Annotated in this window: 23 protein-coding genes and 1 tRNA gene; 10 read left to right on the top strand and 14 right to left on the bottom strand. The window is 63.8% G+C overall.

Features of this window, described 5'->3' with window-relative positions:
- Positions 1-34: 34 nt before the first annotated feature.
- The 3 genes from cgtA to rplU form a co-directional block, all read right to left on the bottom strand.
- Positions 35-1156, bottom strand: a complete 1122-nt coding sequence (cgtA, locus tag L0U84_RS17380; protein ID WP_233851388.1) for an Obg family GTPase CgtA — start codon at positions 1154-1156, stop codon at positions 35-37.
- Positions 1157-1392: 236 nt separating this feature from the next.
- A complete protein-coding gene (gene rpmA / locus L0U84_RS17385) occupies positions 1393-1653 on the bottom strand; it encodes a 50S ribosomal protein L27 (protein ID WP_008923994.1) in 261 nt (86 codons plus the stop codon).
- A 25-nt stretch (positions 1654-1678) separates the two neighbouring features.
- Entirely contained in the window at positions 1679-1990 is a 312-nt protein-coding gene (gene rplU / locus L0U84_RS17390; protein WP_007180329.1) for a 50S ribosomal protein L21, read from the bottom strand.
- Between the two features lie 285 nt (positions 1991-2275).
- Here rplU and L0U84_RS17395 point away from each other — a divergent pair, with 285 nt between their 5' ends.
- Together L0U84_RS17395 and L0U84_RS17400 are read left to right on the top strand one after the other, a co-directional pair.
- Positions 2276-3268 carry a polyprenyl synthetase family protein gene (locus tag L0U84_RS17395; protein WP_233851390.1) on the top strand — a complete coding sequence of 331 codons (993 nt, stop codon included), beginning with the start codon at positions 2276-2278 and terminating at the stop codon, positions 3266-3268.
- Positions 3269-3317: 49 nt separating this feature from the next.
- Positions 3318-3394 (top strand) — tRNA-Pro (locus tag L0U84_RS17400).
- On the opposite strand, the gene L0U84_RS17405 is transcribed toward L0U84_RS17400, so the two are convergent.
- The gene (locus L0U84_RS17405; RefSeq protein ID WP_233851392.1) at positions 3383-3574 is read right to left on the bottom strand and encodes a hypothetical protein; all 192 of its coding nucleotides are present in this window, start codon (positions 3572-3574) and stop codon (positions 3383-3385) included. The genes L0U84_RS17400 and L0U84_RS17405 overlap by 12 nt on opposite strands.
- 101 nt (positions 3575-3675) lie before the next feature.
- On the opposite strand from L0U84_RS17405, the gene L0U84_RS17410 reads away from it, so the two are divergent.
- The 7 genes from L0U84_RS17410 to yacG all read left to right on the top strand — a co-directional run bounded on the left by L0U84_RS17410 (position 3676) and on the right by yacG (position 10543).
- Complete coding sequence (locus L0U84_RS17410; protein ID WP_326491179.1) at positions 3676-4974, top strand: HlyC/CorC family transporter; 1299 nt, start codon at positions 3676-3678, stop codon at positions 4972-4974.
- A gap of 147 nt (positions 4975-5121) precedes the next feature.
- Positions 5122-6378: a GspE/PulE family protein gene (locus tag L0U84_RS17415; protein WP_233851396.1), complete on the top strand. Its 1257-nt coding sequence runs from the start codon at positions 5122-5124 to the stop codon at positions 6376-6378.
- Entirely contained in the window at positions 6375-7613 is a 1239-nt protein-coding gene (locus L0U84_RS17420) for a type II secretion system F family protein (protein ID WP_233851398.1), read from the top strand. Before L0U84_RS17415 ends, L0U84_RS17420 begins: the two co-directional genes overlap by 4 nt.
- Positions 7614-7640: 27 nt before the next feature.
- Entirely contained in the window at positions 7641-8582 is a 942-nt protein-coding gene (locus tag L0U84_RS17425) for a prepilin peptidase (RefSeq protein WP_233851400.1), read from the top strand.
- 3 nt (positions 8583-8585) lie between these two features.
- Positions 8586-9200, top strand: coding sequence for a dephospho-CoA kinase (coaE, locus tag L0U84_RS17430; protein ID WP_233851402.1), 615 nt, complete (start codon positions 8586-8588; stop codon positions 9198-9200).
- A gap of 260 nt (positions 9201-9460) precedes the next feature.
- Positions 9461-10216, top strand: a complete 756-nt coding sequence (zapD, locus tag L0U84_RS17435) for a cell division protein ZapD (protein WP_008921182.1) — start codon at positions 9461-9463, stop codon at positions 10214-10216.
- A 123-nt stretch (positions 10217-10339) separates the two neighbouring features.
- Positions 10340-10543 (top strand): DNA gyrase inhibitor YacG, encoded by a 204-nt coding sequence (gene yacG / locus L0U84_RS17440; protein WP_233851404.1) that lies wholly within the window; start codon positions 10340-10342, stop codon positions 10541-10543.
- Between the two features lie 87 nt (positions 10544-10630).
- Here yacG and L0U84_RS17445 read toward each other — a convergent pair whose 3' ends face one another.
- The 4 genes from L0U84_RS17445 to secA form a co-directional block, all read right to left on the bottom strand.
- Positions 10631-11089 (bottom strand): NUDIX domain-containing protein, encoded by a 459-nt coding sequence (locus L0U84_RS17445; RefSeq protein ID WP_233851405.1) that lies wholly within the window; start codon positions 11087-11089, stop codon positions 10631-10633.
- The gene (locus L0U84_RS17450) at positions 11086-11955 is read right to left on the bottom strand and encodes an ATP-binding protein (RefSeq protein ID WP_233851406.1); all 870 of its coding nucleotides are present in this window, start codon (positions 11953-11955) and stop codon (positions 11086-11088) included. The genes L0U84_RS17445 and L0U84_RS17450 overlap by 4 nt, the downstream gene beginning before the upstream one ends.
- Before the next feature lie 37 nt (positions 11956-11992).
- The gene (argJ, locus tag L0U84_RS17455) at positions 11993-13234 is read right to left on the bottom strand and encodes a bifunctional glutamate N-acetyltransferase/amino-acid acetyltransferase ArgJ (protein ID WP_233851407.1); all 1242 of its coding nucleotides are present in this window, start codon (positions 13232-13234) and stop codon (positions 11993-11995) included.
- 154 nt (positions 13235-13388) lie between these two features.
- The gene (gene secA, locus L0U84_RS17460; protein WP_233851408.1) at positions 13389-16205 is read right to left on the bottom strand and encodes a preprotein translocase subunit SecA; all 2817 of its coding nucleotides are present in this window, start codon (positions 16203-16205) and stop codon (positions 13389-13391) included.
- Positions 16206-16490: 285 nt separating this feature from the next.
- On the opposite strand from secA, the gene L0U84_RS17465 reads away from it, so the two are divergent.
- Complete coding sequence (locus L0U84_RS17465; RefSeq protein ID WP_090801953.1) at positions 16491-16973, top strand: DciA family protein; 483 nt, start codon at positions 16491-16493, stop codon at positions 16971-16973.
- An 83-nt stretch (positions 16974-17056) separates the two neighbouring features.
- On the opposite strand, the gene lpxC is transcribed toward L0U84_RS17465, so the two are convergent.
- The 6 genes from lpxC to L0U84_RS17495 all read right to left on the bottom strand — a co-directional run bounded on the left by lpxC (position 17057) and on the right by L0U84_RS17495 (position 23339).
- Positions 17057-17974, bottom strand: a complete 918-nt coding sequence (gene lpxC / locus L0U84_RS17470; RefSeq protein ID WP_129957753.1) for a UDP-3-O-acyl-N-acetylglucosamine deacetylase — start codon at positions 17972-17974, stop codon at positions 17057-17059.
- Between the two features lie 288 nt (positions 17975-18262).
- A complete protein-coding gene (locus L0U84_RS17475; RefSeq protein ID WP_233851409.1) occupies positions 18263-18766 on the bottom strand; it encodes a peroxiredoxin in 504 nt (167 codons plus the stop codon).
- A 264-nt stretch (positions 18767-19030) separates the two neighbouring features.
- Complete coding sequence (gene ftsZ / locus L0U84_RS17480) at positions 19031-20233, bottom strand: cell division protein FtsZ (RefSeq protein WP_233851410.1); 1203 nt, start codon at positions 20231-20233, stop codon at positions 19031-19033.
- A 116-nt stretch (positions 20234-20349) separates the two neighbouring features.
- Positions 20350-21582, bottom strand: coding sequence for a cell division protein FtsA (gene ftsA / locus L0U84_RS17485; RefSeq protein ID WP_129957751.1), 1233 nt, complete (start codon positions 21580-21582; stop codon positions 20350-20352).
- A gap of 27 nt (positions 21583-21609) precedes the next feature.
- Positions 21610-22362 carry a cell division protein FtsQ/DivIB gene (locus L0U84_RS17490; protein ID WP_233851411.1) on the bottom strand — a complete coding sequence of 251 codons (753 nt, stop codon included), beginning with the start codon at positions 22360-22362 and terminating at the stop codon, positions 21610-21612.
- Between the two features lie 23 nt (positions 22363-22385).
- Positions 22386-23339, bottom strand: coding sequence for a D-alanine--D-alanine ligase (locus L0U84_RS17495; protein WP_233851413.1), 954 nt, complete (start codon positions 23337-23339; stop codon positions 22386-22388).
- Position 23340 lies beyond the last annotated feature (1 nt).

Here is a 23340-nt window from a genome sequence, read left to right on the forward strand (position 1 = left end):
CCGGCACCCACCGCTGGCGCCGGTGCTCGGGTTGTTATTCCTGCGGATCGCTGCTGGCTTCGCCGGTCGCGGCCGATTTTTGTGTACCCTCGCGAAAACGCACGTCGGAGGCGAGGTCTTCGGCTTCGGCCGCGCGCTGCGCGTCCGAGTGCTCGGCGAGATAGTCGAACACCGCGTAGCAAAGATTTTCACAGCCCTGGCCGGTCAGCGCCGAGATCTCGAACACCGGACCATCCCAGCCGAACCCTTCCAGGAAAGAAGCCACTCGCGCTTCGCGATCGTCCTCTGGCACCATGTCGAGCTTGTTCAGCACAAGCCAACGCGGCTTCTGAAAAAGCTCCTCGTCGTATTTGCGCAGTTCGTTGACGATGGCCTTCGCTTCCACGACCGGATCGACCGATTCGTCGAACGGCGCGATGTCGACGATGTGCAGCAGCAGCCCGGTGCGCTGCAAGTGGCGCAGGAACTGATGGCCGAGGCCGGCGCCTTCCGCCGCGCCTTCGATCAGCCCCGGAATGTCGGCGATCACGAAGCTGCGGCTCGGACCGACGCGCACGACGCCGAGATTCGGCGCGAGCGTGGTGAAAGGATAATCGGCGATTTTCGGCTTCGCGTTCGATACCGACGAGATAAACGTCGACTTGCCCGCATTCGGCATGCCGAGCAGACCGACGTCGGCCAGCACCTTGAGTTCAAGGCGCACCATGCGACGCTCGCCCGGCTTGCCGTCGGTCTTCTGACGCGGCGCGCGGTTCGTGCTGGACTTGAAATGCAGGTTGCCGAGACCGCCGGCACCGCCTTGCGCGATTTGCACGCTCTGATTGTGCTCGGTCAGATCGGCGATCAGCTCGCCGGTTTCCATATCTGTGATGGTCGTGCCGACCGGCATACGCAGCGTGATGTCGTCGCCGCCTTTGCCGTAACAATCCGAGCCGCGGCCGTTTTCGCCGTTGCGCGCCAGATGCTTTTTTGCGTAGCGGTAGTCGATCAGCGTGTTGATGTTGCGGTCAGCGACCGCGATCACGCTGCCGCCCCGGCCGCCGTCACCGCCATCAGGGCCGCCGAACGGAACGAATTTCTCGCGGCGCATCGACGCGCTGCCATCCCCTCCGTCGCCGGCGATGACTTCAATCCTCGCTTCGTCAATGAACTTCATGCGTTACTCCGTCCCGTGGTGTACTGCCCGATTCGATGCAGGGGTTGATACTGATTGGATTCTGCTATTTTGCCGCGCGCGCCGCGCGTTGATCAATCTACCGAACAGCATAGTCGCCGGTGACAAGCGGTTGGCCGCACGGCTTCGGCGCCATAAGAAAGAGGCGCCGCAATAAAAAAAGGCCCCGCGAACTTCGCGGGGCCTTTTCCGGTCCTGAAGCCCGTGCCCGATAAAACTCAGGCTGCCGGGACGACGGAAACGGTGTGCTTCTTCGCCGCGCCCTTCGTCGAGAACTGGACGTGGCCGTCCTTCAGCGCGAACAGGGTGTGATCCTTGCCCATACCGACGTTCTCGCCAGCGTGCATGCGCGTACCGCGCTGACGCACGATGATGCCACCAGCGTTGATAGCCTGGCCGCCGTAAACCTTAACGCCGAGGCGCTTCGATTCGGAGTCGCGGCCGTTCCGGGACGATCCGCCTGCCTTTTTGTGTGCCATTTGATTTGCTCCTTAACCGGTGCGCTTACGCGTTGATCGCGTCGATGCGCAGTTCGGTATAGTTCTGGCGGTGGCCGCCATGCTTCTGGTAGTGCTTCCGGCGACGCATCTTGAAGATCGTCACTTTGGCGTGACGGCCTTGCGACACGACGGTAGCCTTGACGGAAGCCCCACTGACCAGCGGCGTACCGAACTTAATCGATTCGCCTTCGCCCACTGCGAGAACCTGGTCGAGCGTGATTTCAGCGTCAATGTCTGCCGGTATCTGTTCTACTTTAAGTTTTTCGCCGACGGCAACTTTGTACTGCTTGCCACCGGTTTTTATGACCGCGTACATTGAGAACCTCACTCTGTATTCATTTTTCCCGCGCACCGCGCGCGGAAACCCTCAATTATACATAGAGTTAGCTACTCGGTCAAAACCTGCTTAGCAAACCGTCTTCCATCAGGCTTCGACCTCTCTCGCAGGCGCTCGCAGATGGTAAACCAGCGACGCGCGGCGCCCCGCAGACGGCCTTGGGAGGCGGCCCTGACGCCATGCGGAAAGCATCCGCGCCGCAGCCGACGACCCGGAAGCGCCCCGATCGCCTTATAATTCGCGGCACTACCCAATTCAGCCATCATGTCGTCGACTGCCACCTCCTCCCCCAACGTCGCCAGCCTGCTCGCTCCGATCTCCGAAGACATGCAGCAGGTCAATCGCGTCATCCGGCAACGTCTTGCGTCGGACGTGATGCTGATCAATCAGATTTCCGAGTACATCATCAGCGCCGGCGGCAAGCGGCTGCGACCCGCGCTGCTGTTGCTGGTGGCGGGCGCGCTGGGCGATACGACGGGGCACCGGCACGAATTGGCTGCGGTCGTCGAATTTATTCACACGGCCACACTGCTGCACGACGACGTGGTCGACGAGTCCGACCTGAGGCGCGGCCGCCAGACCGCCAACGCGCTGTTCGGCAACGCGGCGAGCGTGCTGGTCGGTGACTTCCTTTATTCGCGCTCGTTCCAGATGATGGTCGGCGTGGGCAAGATGCGCGTGATGGAAATTCTGTCGGAGGCGACCAACATCATCTCCGAAGGCGAAGTGCTGCAGTTGCTGAACATGCACGATGCGGACGTCGACGAAACCCGCTACATGCAAGTGATCCGCTACAAGACCGCCAAGTTGTTCGAGGCGGCCGCTCAGCTCGGCGCGGTGCTGGCCGGCGCTGACGCGAAAACCGAAGCCGCCGCCGCCGAATACGGGCGCCGCATCGGCACCGCGTTCCAGATCATGGACGACTGGCTCGACTACACGGGTACGGCCGAGTCGATGGGAAAGAACGCCGGCGACGATCTGCGCGAAGGCAAGCCGACGCTGCCGCTCATTTATCTGATCGAACGCGGCGCGCCTGAGCAGTCGGCGCTCGCGCGCGAAGCCATCGAGCAAGGCGGCACCGACCGTTTCGATACGATCTTCGACGCGATCACGCGCTCCGGCGCGCTCGATCACACGCTCGAGTGCGCGAAACACGAGGCGCAGGCAGCCGCGGCAGCAATTTCTTCATTTCCCCATTCCATTTTCAAAGAGAGCCTGCTAGAATTATGTTCTTACTCGACGGCAAGACAGTCTTGAACGAGACTGAAACGCCGAATTAGTCCGGATCGAGTCAGCAGTATCAAATCGGGGTGTAGCTTAGCCTGGTAGAGCGCTACGTTCGGGACGTAGAGGCCGGAGGTTCGAATCCTCTCACCCCGACCAGATTCTCCTTGTTAGCTCAAGGTTCAAAAACCGCCGCAGCATTGCTGGGCGGTTTTTTGTTTTGCGCGGCGGTTTTTTGTTTTGCGCGGCGGTTTTTTGTTTTGCGCGGCGCTTTTTCGCTACCCTCGTGCTGTGCGTCGCCGGTTCATTTTCGTCCGGCTCGCGTAGCAGCGCGTGCATTGCCACGCTGTCGTGGTTGCGCCGCCAACCGCCGTCCGCGGCGGAACGCTCAGCCCCCTCTGCTATATTCTCTCCATCCTTTCCCTCATTTTTCACGACGCGTGGAACAACTTCCCTTATGGGCGCAGATAGGCGCCGTCCTTCTGCTGCTTGTCTGCTCCGCCTTCTTTTCCATTTCCGAGACAGCGATGATGGCGCTCAACCGTCATCGCCTCAAACATCTCGCCAGCAAGAACACGCTCGGCGCGAAGACGACCCAGGGCCTGCTCGCAAAAACCGATCAACTGCTTAGCGTAATCCTGATCGGCAACAACCTGTTCAACACGATCATTCCGGTACTGACCACATCGGTCGCGCTGCATACATTCGGCCGCAATAGCCTGGTGCTGTCGATCGCGACCGGTATCGTCGCGTTCCTCATTATTGTGTTCGCGGAAATCACGCCGAAAATCGTCGGCGCGACATTTCCCGAGAAAATCGCGCTGCCCGCGAGCCTGCTGATCGCACCGCTGATGCGCGTCGCGAGACCGCTGATCTGGTTCGTCAACCTGTTCGCAACCGGCATCCTGCGCGTGCTGCATATCAATACGAAGGGCGGGCGCGACCAGCGGCTGTCCACCGAAGAACTGCGCACCATCGTGCTCGAGTCGGGCAGCTTCATGCCGACCAAACACCGCAGCATCCTGCTGAACCTGTTCGACCTCGAAAACATCTCCGTCGATGACGTGATGATCCCGCGCCGCCGTATCGAGGCGCTCGACTTCGATGCGCCGTTCGAACAGATCCTGCATCAACTGGAGACCTGCTATCACAACAAGCTGATCGTCTACCAGGGCGACATCGACCGCGTGCTCGGTGTGCTGCATGTGCGCAAGACGCTGTCGGCGCTGCACAACCAGGAGCTCGAACGCGATACCTTGCGCGAACTGCTCGCCGAGCCGTACTTCGTGCCGAGCGGCACGCCGGTGTTCCAGCAGTTGCAATTCTTTCAGGAGAGCCGGCACCGCATCGCGCTCGTCGTCGACGAGTACGGCGAACTGCAGGGTCTTCTGACGCCCGAAGACATCATCGAAGAGCTGATCGGCGAATTCACCACGTCGATTCCGCGCGGCGCCAGCTCGCGCGGAGGCTGGAACGACGCCGGCGAATGCATCGTCGCGGGTAGCATGCCGTTGCGCGAGCTTAACCGCTGGCTGCAACTCGCGCTGCCCACCGACGGCCCCAAAACGCTCAACGGCCTGATTCTCGAAATCCTCGAAGACATTCCCGACGGCGACGTCTGCGTGCGCATCGGCGACATCAAGCTCGAGGTGATGCGCAGCGACGATCAGGCGATCCGCACCGTCAAGCTGTTCAAGCCGCCGTCGCGCACGAAGGCCGGCAAACCACGGTCGGGCTGACCCCCGCGCCGTCGCTCGCTGACTCACATCCAGCATCGCACACGCTCGCGACACGCGCCATTAGCCGAATGGCCGAATGGCATTCGGACGCCCGCATCCGGAAGATGAAGCCGTCATGTTCTACAGGCGGCTCATCACCGGTTTCTCATGCCAACACCCTTTGCCACCGCCGCGGCATTGCCGCGCCCACTCGCTGCCGACGGCGAATCCAGCGCAACGAGTCTGAACGATCCGGACAACGCCCCAGCCGTGCGTCTGTTGACCGACACGTTGCAAGAAGCGACGCGGCGCAATGCGTCGGATATCCACATCGAGGCGGCCGAACATGGCTGGCGTGTGCGCCTGCGTATCGACGGCGTGCTGCATGAAATCCCGCGGCCGCCCGCGCATCTGCGCGACGCGTTCGTCACGCGGGTGAAGGTGCTCGCGCGCATGGACATCGCCGAGCGACGCGTGCCACAGGACGGCCGGCTACGCCTCGCGACGTCGCCAGGGCGACTCGAGGACTACCGCGTCAATTCGCTGCCGACACTGTTCGGCGAAAAGCTCGTGCTGCGACGGCTCGACGCGCTGCCCGCCGATCTTTCGCTCGACTCGCTCGGCCTCGATCCGCGGCAGCGCGAAGCCGTCGACGCCGCGATCCGCGCGCCGCACGGTCTGATGCTGGTCACCGGACCAACGGGCAGCGGCAAGACGCTGTCGCTTTACTGCTTTCTGAACCTGCTGAATGACGAGGCGCGCAACCTCTGCTCGGTGGAAGACCCAGCCGAAATCCAACTCGCAGGTATCAACCAGGTCAGCGTGCGCGAAAAAGCCGGGTTGACTTTCGCGGTCGCGCTGCGCGCGTTCCTGCGTCAGGACCCGGACGTGATCATGGTCGGCGAGATCCGCGACAACGAGACCGCCGACGTCGCCGTGAAGGCCGCCCAAACCGGCCATCTCGTGCTGTCCACACTGCATACGAACGACGCGCCCGCAGCCATCGCACGGCTCATCGATATCGGTGTCGAGCCGTACAACCTGGCCGCCGCGCTACGCATGGTGACCGCTCAGCGCCTCGTGCGACGACTGTGTGTCGCGTGCCGCGCACCCGCGCCGCATTCGGCGGCGGCGCTCCACGCCGCAGGCTTCGGCGAACATGAGCTTGACGGCTGGCAACCGTATGCGGCGACCGGCTGCGTGGTTTGCCACGGCATCGGCTATAGGGGGCGCGTCGGCATCCATCAGGTGATGCCCGTCTCCGACGCGATGCGCGAGCTGATCGTCGCAAGCGCGGGCGCGCACGAGCTGGGCCGCCTCGCGCAGACCGAACAGGTCGCGACGTTACGTGACGCGGCGCTAGCGCGCGTGCGCGACGGCACCACGAGTCTCGCCGAAGCGCTCGCTGCGACGGAGGTCGCATGAGCACCGCCGCGCTGTCGCCAACACGGCCCGTCGCAGCCGACCTGCGCTTCAGATGGCGCGGCGTCGACGCGGACGGCGCGCGACGCAGCGGCACGCTGATCGCGCCTGACGCGAGCGTCGCGCGCACGATGCTCAAACACGACAACCTCTTTATCGTGGAACTCGCAACGCAAGGGCCGGCGCCGCGCCCGAAGAGCAGCGCGGCCGATGTCACCCTGTTCACGCGACAACTGTCCAGTCTGCTGCGCGCCGGTTTGCCGCTCGCGCCCGCGCTCGAACTACTCGCACAGGCGCCGACAACCGGCCAGCGGCAAGGCATGCCGCGCATCGTCGGCACCGTCGCGCGCGACATCACTTCCGGCCTGCGGTTTTCGGCGGCCTTGCAACGGCACCCCGCGCAGTTCAATGCGCTGTATTGCCAGCTCGTCGAGGTCGGTGAAGCGGCGGGCGCGCTCGTCACCGTGCTCGCCCGCCTCGCCGACGATCGCGAACGCGCCGCAGCGCAGCGCGCGAAGGTGCGCGCTGCGCTGACCTATCCAGTCGCGATCCTGCTGCTCGCGATCGCGATAACCGCCGCGTTGCTGGTGTGGGTCGTGCCGACGTTCAAGCAGACCTTCGATGGCTTCGGCGCGAAGCTGCCCGTGCCCACGCAGTTCGTGCTGGCGCTCTCGGCGGGCGCCGCGCGCTGGAGTGTGCCGCTGTTCGTACTGATGCTCGCAACGAGCTCGGCCATTACGTTCGTGCTGCGTCGTTCGGCAAGCGCGCGCATCCGTTTCTCGCGCGTGTCGCTCAGCCTGCCGGTGGCTGGCCCGCTGCTGCGCACATTGTGTGCGGCTCGCTGGAGTCGCGCGCTCGGCACGTTGCTGTCCGCCGGCACACCGCTCGCCGACGCGTTCGACTCGCTCACGCAGGCAACCGGCAATGCGTTTTTCGATCGCGCGACGGCAGGCATCGCCATCAGACTGCGGCGCGGCGAACGACTCGCCGCGGCGATGCGCGCGGCCCACTGCTTTCCTCCCGAGGTCGTGCAGCCCGTTGCGGTCGCCGAGGAATCCGGTGCGCTCGACAGCATGCTGCTCGATATCGCGTCGCTTGCCGATCGCCAGGTCGACGACAGGATCGGCACGCTATCGAGCCTGTGCGAACCGCTCGTGATCGTCGTGCTCGGCACGCTGGTCGGCGGCCTCGTGATAGCGATGTATCTTCCCATTATTCAACTCGGCAACGTGGTGTAGCATCGCAGCCGAATCCCCTCCATCACCATGCAGGCTCCTCTTCCGCTCGTGTCACAAACTTCCTCCAGCCTGCTCGCGGGCTTACTGCCAGGCCGCTTTGCCAGCGATATCGGCCTCGCCTTCGCGAGCCTGCCCGCCGCCATGCAGATCGCGCTCGCGATCGTGCTCGGGCTCGTGATCGGCAGTTTTCTCAACGTGGTCGTGCATCGGTTGCCGATCATGCTCGAGCGTGCATGGCGCGCCGAGATCAGCGAGACCACCGACGAGCCGCAGACCGACGACGGACTGCCCGCGCGCTACAACCTGTGGGTGCCGCGCAGCGCCTGCCCGCATTGCGGCCATGTACTGAGCGCGTGGGAGAACCTGCCGGTGCTGAGCTATCTGCTGTTACGCGGCCGTTGTTCCGCTTGCGGCGCGCACATCAGCGCGCGCTATCCGCTACTCGAAATCGCGAGCGCCGTCTTCGCTGCGGGCGCACTAATGGCGTTCGGCCCGACGCTGATGGCAGTCGCCGCGTTCGGCCTATGTGCAACGTTGCTCGCGATGAGCGCGATCGACATCGACACGCATCTGCTGCCCGACTCCTTGACGCTGCCGCTGTTGTGGGCTGGCCTGATCGTCAATTTCAACGGCATGTTCACGAATCTGCACGATGCGGTGCTCGGGGCTATCTTCGGATATCTGGTGTTGTGGGCCGTGCATTGGGTATTCAAGCTCGTGCGCGGCATCGAAGGCATGGGTTATGGCGACTTCAAGCTGCTCGCCGCGCTCGGCGCGTGGCTCGGCTGGCCCGCGCTGCCGCAGATCGTGCTGATCGCCGCGGTGGCCGGTGCCGTGATCGGCCTCGTGGCGACGTGGCGCGGCCGTATGCGCTTCGAGGAGCCGCTGCCGTTCGGGCCGTTTCTCGCCGCGGGTGGTGCGCTCACGCTGTTTGTCGGCACGCCGCTTTACCTCGCTCTGGGAGGCTGAAGTATGTTCGTCGTAGGACTAACCGGCGGCATCGGCAGCGGCAAATCGACGGTGGCCAACCTGTTCGCCGCGCGCGGCGTACCGCTCGTCGACACGGACGTGATCGCGCATCGCATCACCGCGCCACATGGCCTCGCAATGCCGCACATCGCCGCCGAATTCGGCGCGGAGTTCGTCGCCCTCGACGGCTCGCTCGATCGCGCGCGCATGCGCACGCTCGTGTTCAGCGACGAGAGCGCGCGCAAACGTCTCGAGGGCATCACGCATCCGCTGATTCGCGCGGAAACCGAGCGCGAAGAGCACGAAGCGCAAGGGCCGTATGTGATCGTCGTGGTGCCGTTGCTGGTCGAGTCCGGGACCTGGAAGAACCGCGTGAACCGCGTGCTCACCGTCGATTGCAGTGTCGACACGCAGATCGCCCGCGTGATGAGCCGCAACGGCTTCAGCCGTGAGCAGGTGCTCGCGATCATCGCGCGCCAGGCCACACGCGAAGCGCGCCTCGCCGCCGCCGATGACGTGATAGTCAATGACAATGCGCCGCTCGAAGAACTCGAGGCGCAGGTGGATGCTCACCATCAAGCGTATCTGTCGCTCGCGAAGGGCGAGGCCGAGTTGTAGCGCGCGCAGGTCACAGGGCGGATCTTCGCTGCAGGCATCAAGCTCATACGAAGCCTTGTGACGGCAGATATGCACCCTCGACACGCGCCGTCACCGACACATTGAACTTTGCGCGCACGCGGGAGCCGAAGCGCTCATAACACCGGGAACTCACAAAAAGTTGCGAAAGCGCGCAGAAAGAGTGCGTGATTGCCTGGGTAGTCCCACGGCATTAGAATGTTTTGCATTCCTGTCACCGACCACGCCCGAGGCGAGCCCGCTTGATCCTTTACGAGTACCCCTTCAATGAGCGAATCCGAACGCTGTTGCGGCTCGAAGATCTGTTCGAGCGCTTCACGTTCTTTCTGACTCAGGAAGACGCGCGGGAACATCACGTCGCACTGACAACGCTGTTCGAAATCTCCGAAGTGGCGGGTCGCGCGGATCTGAAGTCGGATCTGATGAAAGAGCTCGAGCGGCAGCGGCAAACGCTCGCGCCGTTTCGCGGCAATCCGGGCATCGAGCAGAACGCGCTCGAAGCGGTGCTCGGCGAAATCGAGCAGACCCTGGCGGGACTCACGCAGATGCAAGGCAAGACCGGCCAGCATCTTGCAGACAACGAGTGGCTCGCAAGCATTCGCAGCCGCGCAATCATCCCCGGTGGCACCTGCAAATTCGACCTGCCCTCGTATTACGCGTGGCAACAGTTGCATCCCGATCAGCGTCGCCAGGACATTGCCAAGTGGGTGACACCGCTTTTGCCGCTGCGCGACGCGGCCACGATCGTGCTGAGGCTCGCGCGCGAGTCGGGCCAGGCGTCGAAGGTGATGGCGATGCAAGGCAGCTATCAGCAAATGCTGTCGGGGCGCTCGTATCAATTGATGCAGGTACGCGTCGCTCCCGAATTGCGCGTGATTCCCGAAGCGAGTGCCAACAAGTACATGCTGTGGGTGCGCTTCACGGTGCAGGACGGCGATCTGCGGCCGCGCGCGGTCGACGTCGACGTGCCGTTCCAGCTTACGCTCTGCAGCCTGTAACAGCCTGTCAACCACTGCCGCATCGAGCAGCGCGCAGCGGATTTGACGGAATGCGCCTTTTAAGCTACGCGAAATAGCCCTATATTCGTTACTTGTTCCGTTTGCGATTGACCGTCCGACCGTATGCCAACCGTCGTCAAATGTCCTACCTGCGGTAAAGATGTCCGCTGGAGCCCTGAAAGCCGCTTCCGTCCTTTCTGCTCCGAGCGCTGCAAGCAGATCGATCTCGGCGCATGGGCCGCCGAAAAATACAAAATTGGCGGCAATGAACAGGAAGGCTCTTCGTCCGAAGAGGAAACTCCGCGCGGCGACTACAACCCGCACTGAGCGAGCCAGAAAAAAAGCCACGCGAACCGACGCTGCCGATACAGCGCCAGCTACCGCGTGGCCTTGTCAGCTACTGCCGTCAATCAATCAGTTCTTCTCGGCAGCGAGCCACTCCAGCACCGGGATCGTCGCCGGCAACAGCGGCGAGACATCTGCAGGCAAGCTCTGCCACACGAAGGCCTGACCTTCACGCCCGTGCGGCTCGCCCGACCACTGCGTCACCTTGCAGAAGAAGAGGCGCACATAGGCGTGCGGATAATCGTGTTCGAGCGTATGCCACAAATGGCTTGCCTCGACCTCGATTCCAAGTTCCTCGTGCAGTTCTCGCGCAAGCGCGGCCTCGACGGATTCACCCGCTTCCAGCTTGCCGCCGGGAAACTCCCAGTAGCCCTCGTACGGCTTACCCGCCGGTCGCTGCGCGAGCAGATAGCGCCCATCCGGCTGCACCAGCACGCCGACCGCGACTTCGGTGACCGGACGGCCCGCGCCGTTGGTGCCGGGGCTATTGCCCGCGCGATCGCCCGCGCTTTTGCTAGCGTCGCTCATGCCGGCGTCTTACGGCCGGACCAGTCGCGCGCGAACTGCCACGCGACCCGCCCCGAGCGCGAGCCGCGTTCGAGCGCCCACACGAGCGCATCGCCGCGTGCCGATTCGATCTCGGCGTCGTCGCAACCGAAATGGCGCAACCAGTGCGCGATGATCGTCAGATAGTCGTCCTGCTTGAACGGATAGAAGCTGACCCACAGCCCGAAACGCTCGGACAGCGAAATCTTCTCTTCGACCAGTTCGCCCGGATGAATCTCGCCGTCCGACGTGTGCTTGTACGTCTCGTTGTCGCTCATATACTCGGGCAACAGATGGCGGCGGTTCGAAGTCGCGTAGATCACCACGTTGTCGGACTGCGCGGCCACCGAGCCGTCGAGCGCGACCTTAAGCGCCTTGTAGCCCGACTCGCCTTCTTCGAACGACAGGTCGTCGCAGAACACGACGAAACGCTCCGGCCGCTTCGCGATCAGATCGACGATGTCGCCGAGGTCGTGCAGATCGTCCTTGTCCACTTCGATCAGGCGCAGGCCGTCTTTCGCGTACGCGTTCAGACACGCCTTGATCAGCGACGACTTGCCGGTACCGCGCGCGCCCGTCAGCAGCACGTTGTTGGCCGGCTGACTGCGCACGAACTGGCGCGTGTTCTGTTCGATCAAGCCTTTCTGGCGATCGATGTTCTGCAGGTCGTCGAGCGTGATCGACGAAATCGCGGGCACCGGCTGCAGGTAGCCGCGCCCCTGGCGCTTGCGCCAGCGAAATGCGACCGCGGCCGACCAGTCGATGTCCGGTGCGGCGGGCGGAAGCATCGCTTCGAGGCGGCCGAGTACGGCTTCGGCCCGGGTCAGAAACTGTTCGAGTTTGTCCATGGTAAGTGGGCGGCCAGCGGCCGCGCTTTGAACCTGTTTACGAGCGGTAGTCGGCGTTGATGCTCACGTAGTCGTGCGACAGATCGCAGGTCCAGATCGTGGCTTGCGCATTGCCGCGGCCGAGCACGACGCGAATGCCGATCTCGCTCTTTTTCATCACGCGCTGGCCGTCTTCTTCGCGGTAGGCCGGGTTGCGGCCGCCGGCAGTCGCGACCAGCACGTCGTCCAGATACAGATCGATCTTGCCGACGTCGAGATCGTCGACGCCGGCATAGCCGATGGCCGCGAGAATGCGGCCGAGGTTCGGGTCCGACGCATAGAAGGCCGTCTTCACGAGCGGCGAGTGGCCGATCGCGTAGGCGATCTGACGGCATTCGCCGACGCTCGAACCGCCTTCGACATGCACGGTCATGAATTTGGTCGCGCCTTCGCCGTCGCGCACGATCAGTTGCGCGAGGCTCTGCGCGACCTCGGTCACCGCGTCGCGCAGCGCTGCATAAGCGGGCGAGTCGGTGGACGTGATCGCCGGCAGGCTCGATTTGCCCGACGCGATCAGGATGAACGAATCGTTGGTCGACGTATCGCCATCGATCGTGATGCAGTTGAACGAGCGGTCAGCGACGTGCTTTACGAGCTCGTCGAGCACCGGCTGCGCGACGGCTGCATCGAACGCGAGGAAGCCCAGCATGGTCGCCATGTTCGGCTTGATCATGCCGGCGCCCTTGCTGATACCCGTCAGCGTGACCGTGTGACCGTCGACCGCGACCTGGCGCGAGACCGCCTTCGGCAGCGTGTCGGTCGTCATGATTGACTGCGCCGCGTCGTACCAGTTCGCTTCTTTGCGGTTCGCGAGCGCGGCCGGCAAGCCGGCCTTCAGACGATCGACCGGCAGCGGTTCGAGAATCACGCCGGTCGAGAACGGCAGCACCTGCTCCGGCGCGATGTCGGCGAGACGCGCGAGTTCCGCGCAGGTGTCGCGCGTTGCCGCGAGGCCCGGCTCACCGGTGCCCGCATTCGCGTTGCCGGTGTTGATGACCAGCGCGCGAATCGGCTTGCCGCCCGCGCGCACGCGTTGCAGGTTCTCGCGGCAGACCGTGACGGGCGCCGCGCAGAAACGGTTCTGCGTGAACACGCCGCCTACCGTCGCGCCTTCGTCGACGGAAATGACGAGCACGTCCTTGCGGTTCGGCTTGCGGATGTTCGCTTCCGCCCAGCCGAGCGTGACACCGGCGACGGGGTGGAGTTGAGCGGGATCGATCGAGGGAAAGTTGACAGCCATGGTCGCGACCTGTCGAAGAAAATGCCGGCGGACGCCGGCATTGGGGAAACGGAACTGATGACCCGGGTGTGTTGCCGGGTCACCCGCGAAATCAAAACGGCCAAGCGTCGCTCAAAAACGACGCGGCGCGCCCGAAAGCGCGCCGTGTCGGCATTTATGCGATCTTGCCGTGGCACTGCTTGTACTTCTTGCCGCTGCCGCACGGGCACGGGTCGTTGCGACCAACCTTCGGCACGTTGTCGGTGTTCATGTGCACGGCCGCCTGCGGCGCCGCGCCGTGGCCGTGGCTCATCGCATCGCCGATCATCGCGGCGGCGGCCGCTTCGGCCGCGACGGGCGCGGCGGCGCCGGCTTCCGCGAATTCGGCATGACGGAACTCGACGTTCTCCAGATGCGAGCCCTGCTCTTCCATCTGCTCCGCGGCCGCTTCGAGCTGCTCCGGCGACTGGATCTGCACGTTCATCACGATGCGCGTGACTTCGAGCTTCACGGCGTCGAGCATTGCGGCGAACAGTTCGAACGCCTCGCGCTTGTATTCCTGCTTCGGGTTCTTCTGCGCATAGCCACGCAGATGGATGCCCTGACGCAGATGGTCGAGCGCGGCCAGATGCTCGCGCCATGCGCGGTCGAGCGTCTGCAGCATGATCGAGCGCTCGAACGCGCTGAACGATTCGCGGCCGACCAGTTCGACCTTCGCCTCGTAGCCCTCGTCCGCTGCGGCCTCGACCGCTTCGAGAATCTCGTCCGGGCTGATCGAGTTCGACTCGTTGATCATTTCCTGGATCGCGAGGTCGAGCTGCCATTCGTTGCGCAGCACTTCCTCGAGCTCGGGCACGTCCCACTGCTCTTCGATGCTGCCCACCGGCACGAACTGATGCACGATGTCGGAAATCACGCCATGACGCATCGCGGTGATGGTCTCGGTGATGTCGTTGGCTTCGAGCAATTCGTTGCGCTGCTGGTAGATCACCTTGCGCTGGTCGTTCGAGACGTCGTCGTATTCGAGCAATTGCTTACGAATATCGAAGTTGCGCGCCTCGACCTTGCGTTGCGCCGATTCGATCGAGCGCGACACGATGCCTGCCTCGATCGCCTCGCCTTCCGGCATCTTCAGGCGGTCCATGATCGCGCGCACGCGGTCGCCCGCGAAAATGCGCAGCAGCGGATCTTCCAGCGACAGATAGAAGCGCGACGAACCCGGGTCGCCCTGACGGCCGGCACGGCCGCGCAACTGGTTGTCGATCCGGCGCGACTCATGACGCTCGGTGCCGATGATGTGCAGACCGCCCGCGGCCTTCACCTGATCGTGCAGCGTCTGCCATTCGTCGTGCAGCTTCTGGATGCGGCGCTGCTTTTCGTCGTCGGCGAGCGTTTCGTCCTGCTCGATGAACGACGCCTGCTTCTCCGCGTTGCCGCCGAGCACGATGTCCGTACCACGGCCGGCCATGTTGGTCGCGATCGTAATGCGTTGCGGACGGCCCGCTTCGGCGACGATCGCCGCTTCGCGCGCGTGCTGCTTGGCGTTCAGCACTTCGTGCGGCAAGCCGGCCTGCTTCAGCAGATGCGACAGCACCTCCGAGTTCTCGATCGACGTCGTGCCGACCAGCACCGGCTGACCGCGTTCATAGCATTCGCGGATGTCGCGGATGACCGCGTCGTAGCGCTCCTTCGCGGTCTTGTAGATCTGATCCTGCTTGTCGATCCGCTTCGGCGGACGGTTGGTCGGGATCACGACCGTTTCGAGACCGTAGATCTCGTTGAATTCGTACGCCTCGGTGTCGGCCGTGCCGGTCATGCCGGCCAGCTTCGCGTACATGCGGAAGTAGTTCTGGAACGTGATCGATGCGAGCGTCTGGTTCTCGCTCTGGATCTTCACGTGCTCCTTCGCCTCGACAGCCTGGTGCAGACCGTCAGACCAGCGGCGGCCGGCCATCAGACGGCCGGTGAATTCGTCGACGATGATCACTTCGCCGTTCTGCACGACGTAGTGCTGATCCTTGAAGAACAGCGTGTGCGCGCGCAGCGCCGCGTACACGTGGTGCATCAGCGTGATGTTCTGCGGCGCGTACAGGCTTTCGCCCTCGCCGATCAGGCCCCACTCGGAGAGCAGGCGCTCGGCCTTTTCATGGCCCGACTCGGTCAGGAATACCTGACGGCCTTTTTCGTCCAGCGTGTAGTCGCCCGGCTTCTCGACGCCGGTGCCGTCCGCCTTCTCTTCGCCGATCTGGCGCTCGAGCAGCGGCGGCAGGGCGTTCATGCGCACGTAGAGTTCAGTGTGATCTTCGGCCTGACCGGAGATGATCAGCGGCGTACGCGCTTCGTCGATCAGGATCGAGTCCACCTCGTCGACGACCGCGAAGTTCAGGCTACGCTGCACGCGCGCGTCGGTCTCGTAGACCATGTTGTCGCGCAGGTAGTCGAAGCCGAATTCGTTGTTGGTGCCGTAGGTGATGTCGGCGGCGTAGGCTTGCTGCTTCGCCGTGTGCTCCATCTGCGACAGGTTGATACCGACCGACAGACCGAGGAAGTTATACAGACGCGCCATCCATTCGGCGTCACGCTGCGCGAGGTAGTCGTTGACCGTGACCACGTGGACGCCACGGCCCGACAGCGCATTCAGGTAGACCGGCAGCGTCGCGACGAGCGTCTTGCCCTCGCCGGTGCGCATTTCGCTGATCTTGCCGTAGTGCAGCGCCATACCGCCGATCAGCTGCACGTCGAAGTGGCGCATCTTCAGCACCCGCTTGCTGGCCTCGCGGCAGACCGCGAACGCCTCCGGCAGGAGCTTGTCGAGCGATTCGCCGCTCGCGACGCGCTGGCGGAATTCACCCGTTTTGGCGCGCAGTTGGTCATCCGTCAATTGCTCGATCTGCGGCTCGAGCGCATTGATCGCCGCGACGGTCTTTTGATATTGCTTGACTAGCCGCTGATTACGGCTGCCAAAAATCTTCTGTAGAAAACCGGTGGTCATCGGATCGGTGTCTGCGTCGCGGCTTCGGCTGGCTCGCGGTGTGCGCTTCGCGCATACCGCGCCTGGGTCGGAAAGTCCTCGGCGGCTTAGTCCAAGAGTGAATTCGAATCGGGCATTTTAGCACGCGCCTCCGGCTGCGCTCGTGTCGCAGCCGTGACCGAGCCGGCCTCCGCCAGCCCCGCCCGGCAACCCCCAGCGCGCCGCGGACCGGCCTCGCAAGCTGCCCGCACGGTACAATCGCGGCGTGAGCGCGCATGGGGCGGGCTCACGTCGTCAATCCCAAACATGAGCCGTTTTTCGTCCTTTTCAAGGCCGCCGAAGCAGTTCGATCGGCGCCGCCCGCAACCGCTCGCCGAGGTGCTCGGCCGCACGGACGCGTTCGCGGCGCTGCGCGCAGGCGTTGAGCAGATCGCCGCGCTCGAGAAGGATCTGCGCGAATTGCTGCCCGATTATCTGGCGACGAGCGTCGAGCCGGGCTTCATCAAGGAGGGCGTGCTGGCGCTGTTCGCCGCGCACAACGCGCTCGCGGCGCGTCTGCGGCATCTGGAGCCGCGGCTTCTGGCTGATTTGCAGCAGCGCGGCTGGCCCGTGCAGGCGCTGAAGATCCGCGTTCGGCCGCAACCGCTGAAGGAACCGCCGCCAGTCAAGCAGGCGCGCATGACGCCGGCCGGTGCCGCCGCGCTGCAGGCGTTGAGCGAATCGCTCGAGCCGTCGCCGCTGCAGGAAGCGCTCGCGCGCATGGCTGCGCGGCATCGGCGCAATCGCTGAACGCTGAACGCTGAACGCTGAACGCTGAACGAAAAAACGGCCCCGAGGGGCCGTTTTTCATTTGCTTGCCTGTCACGCCGGCGTTACGCGAACGCCGTCTGCGTTTCGTACGCGAAGCCGCGCGGTGCCTTCTGCGAGTCGTCGAAGGTGACGATTTCGTATGAGTCTTCGTGCGCGAGCAGCTCGCGCAGCAGCGCGTTGTTCAGACCGTGGCCCGACTTGTACGCGGTGTACGACGCGAGCAGCGGGTGACCGACCACGTACAGGTCGCCGATCGCGTCGAGCATCTTGTGCTTGACGAACTCGTCGTCGTAACGCAAACCGTCGTTGTTCAGGATGCGGTACTCGTCGAGCACGATCGCGTTGTCCATGCTGCCGCCGCGCGCGAGGCCGAGCTCGCGCATCATTTCCACTTCATGCGCGAAGCCGAACGTGCGGGCGCGCGCGATTTCGCGCACGTACGACGTGTTGGCGAAATCCACTTCCAGCGCCTGGCCGGTTTTGTCCACGGCCGGATGACGGAAGTCGATCGTGAATTTGAGCTTGAAACCGAAGAACGGATCGAGGCGCGCGAACTTGTCGCCGTCGCGAATTTCGACCGGCTTCGTGACCTTGATGAATTTCTTCGGCGCGTTCTGCTCTTCGATGCCCGCCGACTGGATCAGGAACACGAACGAACCCGCGCTGCCGTCCATGATCGGGATTTCTTCGGCGGTGACGTCGACGTAAAGGTTGTCGATGCCGAGACCGGCGCAGGCGGACATCAGATGCTCGATGGTCGACACGCGCGCGCCGTCTTTCTGCAACACGGAAGCCAGACGCGTATCGCCAATCGCCATCGCCGACGCAGGAATGTCCACCGGCGTGGGCAAATCCACGCGCGAAAACACGATGCCAGTGCCCGGCGCCGCCGGGCGGAGCGTCAGATTGACCTTACGGCCGGAGTGCAACCCGATGCCGACGGTCTTGACGATCGATTTGATTGTGCGCTGCTTCAACATGGTGGTCTTCTGTTCGATTGAAAATCCTAATCAGGATTTTTTATTCCATAGCGCGAAGTATACTCCAATCCCCTGACCAGCGTCTTTGCGGGGAACGTGACAATCTGTTTCGCTGCATTACCCACTGGGCACAGCGACGGAAAGCGTGACGGGCCGATGCCCCGGAACGGAGGCGTTTCCGGTCATCGGCCCGCGTAACGGCCTGTCACAAAAGCGTCGTAATCACCGTTGCCGTGGCGCCACGCGGCATAAGCGCGCGAGGTCGCGGCGAAGGTGCGACGTCAGCAACTAGCTCAACGTAGCGAGAATACTCGCTGCATCGCTGACTTCAAATTTGCCGGCAGCCTCGACGTTCAGCGTCTTGACCACGCCGTCGTCGACCACCATCGCGTAGCGCAGGGAACGAATCCCCATGCCGCGCGCCGACAGATCCTGCTCCAGACCAATCGCCCGCGTGAAAGCCGCACTGCCGTCCGCCATCATGCGCACCTTGCCCGAGGTGTGCTGATCGCGTCCCCACGCGCCCATGACGAACGCGTCGTTGACGGACACGCACCAGATTTCGTCGATACCCGCAGCGCGCAACTGCCCGGCATGCTCGACATAGCCCGGTACATGTTTGGCCGAACAGGTCGGCGTGAACGCGCCGGGCAATCCGAAGATCACCACGCGCTTGCCCGCCGTCTGCTCGCGCACGTCGAAACTGTTCGGTCCGATCGTGCAGCCCGCCCGGTCGTCTTCGACATACTCGAAGAGCGTCGCGTCGGGCAGCTTTTCACCTTCCTTGATCATGCTCAGTCCTTTGCATCGATGCGAAGCACGCTCGCACGTCCTCGTGTCGCAGTGAATATCGGTTCGGCCGGTTCAACTATAGGCCACGCCGTTCGGCGGCAGTCACTCCGTCCGTTTCGCGAATCCGCAGAGGGCAGTTGCCCCTGCCGCGAATCAGACGATACGCGACCTGCTTGCCGTTCACCCGCCACGCTCGTGCATTCGTCCGCCAGCGCTGCACCTGCGATACAGCTCGCAGCGCGGCAACGAAGCCTGCCCGTGCGCTCAGTCCGCCTGCTTGCGCAGGAATGCCGGAATGTCGTACGTATCGACGCCCTTTTCCTGCAGCGCCTGCACGTGCGAGGCCGCGGTGTCGCGCGACGTACGCCATACCGCCGGCGTGTCGAGCGAGCCGTAGTCGGCCGTGCTGGCGTGACCTGCCGCCGGTGCGTACGCCGCATGCGCCATCGCGCCGATCGGCTGGTTGTCGGTGCCGGTGCGCAGCAGCGTCATCGGTGCCGTCTGCTGCTTCTTCGCCGCGCGGCCGAGGCCCGTCGCGACGACCGTCACGCGCAGCGCGTCGCCCATCGCATCGTCATACACGGCGCCGAAGATCACGGTCGCATCTTCCGCGGCATAGCTCTTGATCGTGTTCATCACTTCGCGCGTTTCCGACAGACGCAGCGAACGGCTCGACGTGATGTTGACCAGCACGCCACGCGCGCCCGACAGATCGACGCCCTCCAGCAGCGGGCTCGCGACGGCCTGCTCGGCCGCGAGACGCGCGCGATCGACACCGGCGACCGTCGCCGTGCCCATCATCGCCTTGCCCTGCTCGCCCATCACAGTCTTCACGTCTTCGAAGTCGACGTTGACGAGACCGTCGACGTTGATGATTTCCGCGATGCCCGCAACCGCGTTGTTCAGAACGTCGTCAGCGCACTGGAAGCACTTGTCCATCTCGGCGTCGTCGCCCATCACCTCGAACAGCTTGTCGTTCAGCACGACGATCAGCGAGTCGACGTGATCCTCCAGTTGCTGCGAACCGGCTTCCGCCACGCGCATCCGCTTGCCGCCTTCGAATTCGAACGGCTTGCTGACGACGCCAACGGTCAGAATACCCATTTCCTTCGCGATCTGCGCGACGACCGGTGCCGCGCCCGTGCCCGTGCCGCCACCCATGCCAGCGGTGATGAACACCATGTGCGCGCCGCGCAGTGAGTCGGCGATGCGCTCGCGTGCTTCTTCAGCGGCAGCGCGGCCCATTTCGGGCTTCGCGCCAGCGCCCAGCCCCGTGTTGCCGAGCTGGATCACCGCGGTGGCGCGCGAACGCGACAGCGCCTGCGCGTCCGTGTTCATCACGATGAAATCGACGCCTTGCACGCCTTTGTTGATCATGTGCTGAACGGCATTGCCGCCAGCGCCACCGACTCCAACGACCTTGATGACCGTGCCGTTCGTTTCGGTTTCCAGCATCTGGAATTCCATGTTGCCTCCGTCAAGATAAAAAGTTACTGCCACTCGGCGTTATCCGGCAGGAGATCGGGCAACCTCCTGTCGCGCACCAGCCGCCGGCACCAGCGCGAATTTCTCGAAACCTGTGGTCAGAAGTTGCCGAGGAACCAGTCCTTCATACGCGAGAACACCTGTCCCATCGACCCCGACTGCACCGCAACCTTGCGCCCGCGCATCCGCTGCGAGCGCCCTTCGACGAGCAGGCCCATCGCCGTCGAATAGCGCGGATTGCGCACGACGTCGGCGAGACCGCCCGCGTATTCCGGCACGCCAATGCGCACCGGCTTCAGGAAAATGTCCTCACCGAGCTCGACCATGCCGATCATCATCGACGCGCCGCCCGTCAGCACGACGCCCGAACTCAGCAGTTCTTCGTAACCCGACTCGCGCACCACCTGCTGCACGAGCGAAAACAGTTCTTCGACGCGCGGCTCGATCACCGCCGCCAACGCCTGGCGCGACAGCGTGCGCGGACCACGCTCGCCGAGACCCGGCACTTCGATCATCTCGTCCGGATCGGCGAGCGCCTGCTTGGCGATGCCGTAGTCGACCTTGATGTCTTCGGCATCCGGCGTCGGCGTGCGCAGCGCCATCGCGATGTCGCTGGTGATCTGGTCGCCGGCGATCGGAATCACGGCCGTATGGCGGATCGCGCCTTCGCTGAAGATCGCGATGTCCGTCGTGCCGCCGCCGATGTCGACCAGCACCACGCCGAGCTCCTTTTCGTCTTCCGTCAGCACCGCGAGCGACGACGCGAGCGGCTGCAGGATCAGATCGTTCACTTCGAGGCCGCAGCGGCGCACGCACTTGACGATGTTCTGTGCCGCGCTGACCGCGCCCGTGACGATATGCACCTTCACTTCGAGGCGGATGCCGCTCATGCCGATCGGCTCGCGCACATCTTCCTGGCCGTCGATGATGAATTCCTGCGTGAGGATATGCAGCACCTGCTGGTCGGTCGGGATGTTGATCGCCTTGGCCGTTTCGATCACGCGCGCGACGTCCGCCTGCGTGACTTCCTTCTCCTTGATCGCGACCATGCCGCTCGAATTGAAGCTGCGGATATGGCTGCCGGCGATGCCCGTGAACACATTCGTGATCTTGCAGTCGGCCATCAGCTCGGCTTCTTCGAGCGCGCGCTGAATCGACTGCACGGTGGCTTCGATGTTCACCACCACGCCCTTCTTGAGCCCCTTCGATTCGCTCTGCCCGAGACCGATCACCTCGTAGTGACCCTCGCCCTTCAACTCGGCGACGATGGCCACCACCTTCGCCGTTCCGATGTCGAGGGAGACCAGCAGATCTTTATAGTCTTTACTCATAGCGTGCTCAGTGCGTGTGATGTCCGTTTACTTCTTGCCCTTGTCGGGTTCGCTGATGAAGCGCATGCCAGCGGCACGAATCGCGAAACCGTTCGGATAGCGCAAGTCCGCATACTCGATATCCTTTCCCCAACGTTGCGTCACCGCGCTCCATGCCGCGGTCAGGCGCTTGCTGCGATCGGCCAGCGTGTCCTGATTGCGTTCGCGGCCCAACTCGACCTGCGTTCCGTTCGACAGCTTCACCGTCCACGCGTAGCGCGGCGACAGCGTCACTTCCTCGGGCGCCTCGTGGATCGCCGCGAACCACTTCTGGAAGTCGTGATACCGCGCGACGACTTCCTTCGCCGTACCGTCCGGACCGTCGAACGCGGGCAGGTCTTCGTCGAGCTCGCCCTGGTTCGCGGTGAACAGCTCGCCGTCGACGCTCACGAGCTGATCGCTGCCCCACGTCCCAAGCGGCTTGTACTCCTCGAGCGTGACAGCCAGTGCATTCGGCCACACGCGCCGCACGCTCGCGTGACGCACCCACGGCATCTGCTCGAAAGCCTGACGCGCGACGTCGAGATCGACCGTGAAGAAGTTGCCCTTCAGGCGCCCTACGACGCCGGCGCGCACCGTCGGCGAATTGATGTGCTCGGTGTCGCCGTCGATCTGGATCTCGCGCAGCGCGAAATTCGGGCGCTGGATCAGCCAGTAACCGCCCGCCGCCAGCAGCACGAGCACCAGCATCGCGTGCAACGCGTTGGTGGCGAGATTGAGCTGGCGAACGTTGTTCCACATGGGCTTGCTTGCGGTTACCTTGGTTAATCCTGCAGCGTCAGCGCCAACACGCCGACCACCAGTTCCTGATAGCTGATGCCGACCGCGCGCGCCGCTTTCGGCGGCAGCGAGTGATCGGTCATGCCGGGCGCCGTGTTCACTTCGAGGAAGTACGGCTTGCCTTCGCCATCGAGCATGAAGTCCGCGCGGCCCCAGTCGGTGCAGCCGAGCACGTCGAACGCGCGGCGCGCGAGCACCTTCAGGCGCGCTTCCTCTTCGGCGCCGAGACCGCACGGAATCAGATACTGCGTGTCGTTGGCGATGTACTTCGCGTGGTAGTCGTAGAACTCGCCGGCCGGAACGATGCGGATCACCGGCAGGTCCAGATTGCCGGCGATGCACGCGGTGTACTCACCGCCGCCTTCGATGCTCTTCTCGACCACGACGATGCGGTCGTACTTCACGGCTTCGATCAACGCGGCCGGCAGCGCGTCCGCGCTCTTGACCTTGATCACGGCGACGCTCGAACCTTCGCTCGCCGGTTTCACGAACAGCGGCAGACCGAGCTTCGCGACGATCTCTTGCGCGCGCGCTGCGTAGTCGTCGCCGCGCAGCACCGCTTCGAACGGCGGCGTCGGAATGCCAAGCTGCTGCCACACGAGCTTGGTGCGGAACTTGTCGAGACCGAGCGCCGAGCCGAGCACGCCGCTACCGGTGTAGCGGATGCCATAAAAATCGAGCGCGCCCTGGATCTGGCCGTTCTCGCCGTAGCCGCCATGTAGCGCGTTGAACGCGCGCACGAAGCCTTCATCCTTCAACGCGGACAGCGGACGCTCGGCCGGATCGAACGGATGCGCGTCGACGCCGGCGTCGCGCAGCCCCTGCAACACCAGACGCCCGGAATTGAGCGACACTTCGCGCTCGGCGGAATTTCCGCCGAGCAGCACTGCAACCTTGCCGAATTTTTTCGCGAGTTGATCTGAATTCATACTGCTCATC

Origin of the sequence: Paraburkholderia sp. HD33-4 (genome assembly GCF_021390635.1) — a bacterium.
GTDB lineage: Bacteria > Pseudomonadota > Gammaproteobacteria > Burkholderiales > Burkholderiaceae > Paraburkholderia.